The following is a 2,958-nucleotide window of genomic DNA, read 5'->3' on the forward strand; positions in this document are numbered from 1 at the left end:
CAGAGGCAGGTCATCACAGGGTTCAAGATATCGAGGAGCCCCACTCACGATAGGCATCGAGACCTTGCTCAAGCAGTGTCCTAGAACAAAGAGATCGAACGTCATGGACAAGGGATGCGACTCAGAGTTCAAGCGATTTGGCATCATCGATGAAATTCCCAGGATGACGGGCATTCAAGCGGAGGGAGCGCGTCCCATCGTTGATGCTTTTAGTAAAGGCGCCAGGAAAATCGTACCTGAGAAACATCCGGAGACCATTGCCTCTGCCATAAGAATCGGCGATCCGGTGAACGCGCCGAAAGCGCTTCGTGCGATATACAATTCGGGTGGTATAGCCGAAAAGGTATCAGACGACGAAATCATCGAGGCGCAAAAAAGTCTCGCCCGCCTTGAGGGCATCGGTGTGGAGCCTGCCAGCGCAGCATCCATCGCAGGTCTCAAAAAATTGAGGGGGGAAGGTGTGATCCAGCCGGACGAGCGCGTTGTTTGCGTCACCACGGGGCATCTATTGAAGGATCCCGAAGAGGTGATAGGCGTTTGTGGCAAGCCAATGGTGGTCGAGGCAGACATAGAGGCGCTACGCGCCGTTATCTCTGATGAAGGCTCTAAGTATTTGGGTGCGGTTTTGCAGAGCGTTCGATAGCTATTTAGAAGTTTGCAATTCACCGTTTAAGAATGGCCAATTTGCCATAGGGGCCTTTCCAAGTATCAGCTATTTTTATAAAGTCGCCATATCCGTTTTCTCTGATGAATTCGATCGATTGCCTGTATTTCTTATATTTGTATCCTTTTTTGTTATACAAACCTTGGATCATCCCGCAGGAGGCATAATCAGGGCAATCGGCGCAGGTTTCCAATTTTCTTTCCCTGAAGTAGCACACCTTCATCTTGCATTTGGCCTTATCAAGGTCCCTTTCTCCGCTTTCATACCCCGACTTGCACCCGCGACAGCTTCCATCTGTCAATGCAGGACAAGTTTTACAGTATGCGCCGCAACACCCGATCTCTCTTATGGACATGAATAGCACACCTTATTTTGCGACTATCTATATAGCGCCCTATGTATAGAAGTTCGTGAGAAAGCTGTATCCTTTCGTCATAAGCTGTGGATAAGTAAGCGCAAACATCGGAGAATAGCAATTTGGGTGAGCACTGAGGATGAGGGAGCGCAGCGACCGAAGAGTTGCCACCCTAAGAACCCCACATTCAAATTAATAGTAAAAATAGCGATATTGGCATCTTCACATAATTTCTATATGTTCCAAAGTCATCCCGCGTAATCAAAACCCCTTTATTAAATGATTTGAAAGCGAAGAAATCAGAATTTACAATATCAGCTTGATATTTTACCTCAAAAGGATAAAACTTCTCATCGAATAGAAGAACGAAATCCACTTCTTTTTTATTTTTATCTTCATAATAACATATGTTGTCCTTTGGATCAAAGAGATCTCTTGGATTCAACCAAAACGATAATCGACAAAGATGATTGTAAACTACGCTCTCTATTAATTTACTTTTTATTTCTAAGTTCAATATGTTTGCTTTAGCGTTTGTAAAGTAATCCTTTTTATTATTTGCCCACCCGTGAAGTGCGTGGAAGATAAAAGGGTCTTGAATGTATAATTTTTTCATAAATGTGTGTATCCTTCTATCATGTATTGAACATCGATAGGAAATATTTGCAATATAAAGCTCTTCTAAAGCAGTTATGTAATCTTGAACAGTGTTATGAGATTTTACTTCCGTACTTTTTGTAAAACTATTCCAGCTGATAGGATTTGAAAGAGAATTGAAGATATCTCTAACAATCTGTTTAAAATAATGTTCTTTATAACCATACCTATTCAAATCCCCAATAATTGCAGTTAGATAAACATTAAATAAACGAGTAGAGATTTTGTCAGTTGATTTTAGCTCATTTATCACAGCAGGAATTCCGCCTGTGAGAAGGTATACCTCAAATAAACTATCTAACTGCTTTTTGTACACTGCTAAATTAGTTAGGTCTTGGTTTATTTTTCCATCAAATAATTCAAATATCCTATTTTTCCTATCGATTATCTTAACAATATTCAAATCAAACATCTTTTCTTTGAATTCTGGCCAAACTAAGGTTGCAAACTCAGAAAATTTCATAGGCAACAAGATTTTATCTAAAGGATCATTTTCATCTCCCCCCCTTCTTCCAGGCATAAGTTCAGTAGAATGTTTAATATCCATTGAATGAGAGCCTGTAAGAATAATTGAACAATTTTTAAAAGATCCTTTATTAGCAAAATGAATTATCTCTTTTGGCCATTCTTTTACTGCACAAATTTCATCAAGAAAAATATACGTTCTATCGTTAGGTGAACTTAATCCCCAGTCAAAGTAGGTCTGCAAAATTTTGTTTAATTCTTCTGAATTATTTCTTTCACACGACCAAAAAAAGATATTCTCGGGTTTAACTTTTTTATTTATTAATAAATCCTTGATAATTATTTTTATCAATGTGGTTTTACCAACTTGCCTTGGGCCTCTGATAGTATAAACCACGTCTTTGTCCAAATTTACATAATGTCTAATTTTTGGATCCCACTGGAACTGTAGTTTACTCAAACTAGAGATTTGATAATCTTGTAAAATCTTGTTTTTATCTACCCACCAAGGATTTTGGTCTGATAATTGGCTTATGTCAAATACTGCCATGTTAGTATTAGTATGGGGTGAACAGCTATATAACTCTTTCCAATTTTGACAAATTATTTATAAATAGACCTACCACAAATTGACAAAAAAAATTAGATAATTACTACTATTTTGACAAGTATCTTATAAATAGTGTAATTATTTGGCCTTGTAGAAAACCTCTATCCGAATGAACATAAATGCTCTCCTGACTGCTCTATCGATATCGTATTGTATATCACCAGCTTGATCTCCTTGACCAGATTCCTATGCTTTCTGGCTTTCAGA

The 2,958-nt window shown here is 38.4% G+C and carries 3 protein-coding genes; 1 reads left to right on the forward strand and 2 read right to left on the reverse strand.

Going from position 1 to position 2,958, the window contains the following annotated elements:
- Nucleotides 1–643 (forward strand): pyridoxal-phosphate dependent enzyme (locus tag PHI74_07890; GenBank protein MDD5485930.1); only part of this gene is annotated, 643 nt, incomplete at its 5' end.
- A gap of 19 nt (nt 644–662) precedes the next feature.
- Here PHI74_07890 and PHI74_07895 read toward each other — a convergent pair.
- Together PHI74_07895 and PHI74_07900 are read right to left on the reverse strand one after the other, a co-directional pair.
- Nucleotides 663–1,019 carry a hypothetical protein gene (locus PHI74_07895; protein MDD5485931.1) on the reverse strand — a complete coding sequence of 119 codons (357 nt, stop codon included), beginning with the start codon at nt 1,017–1,019 and terminating at the stop codon, nt 663–665.
- 187 nt (nt 1,020–1,206) lie between these two features.
- On the reverse strand, nt 1,207–2,691 hold the full coding sequence (locus PHI74_07900; GenBank protein MDD5485932.1) for an ATP-binding protein: 1,485 nt from the start codon (nt 2,689–2,691) through the stop codon (nt 1,207–1,209).
- Nucleotides 2,692–2,958 lie beyond the last annotated feature (267 nt).

The sequence above is a fragment of the Methanocellales archaeon genome (assembly GCA_028715985.1).
In the GTDB taxonomy this organism is placed as follows: domain Archaea; phylum Halobacteriota; class UBA148; order UBA148; family UBA148; genus UBA148.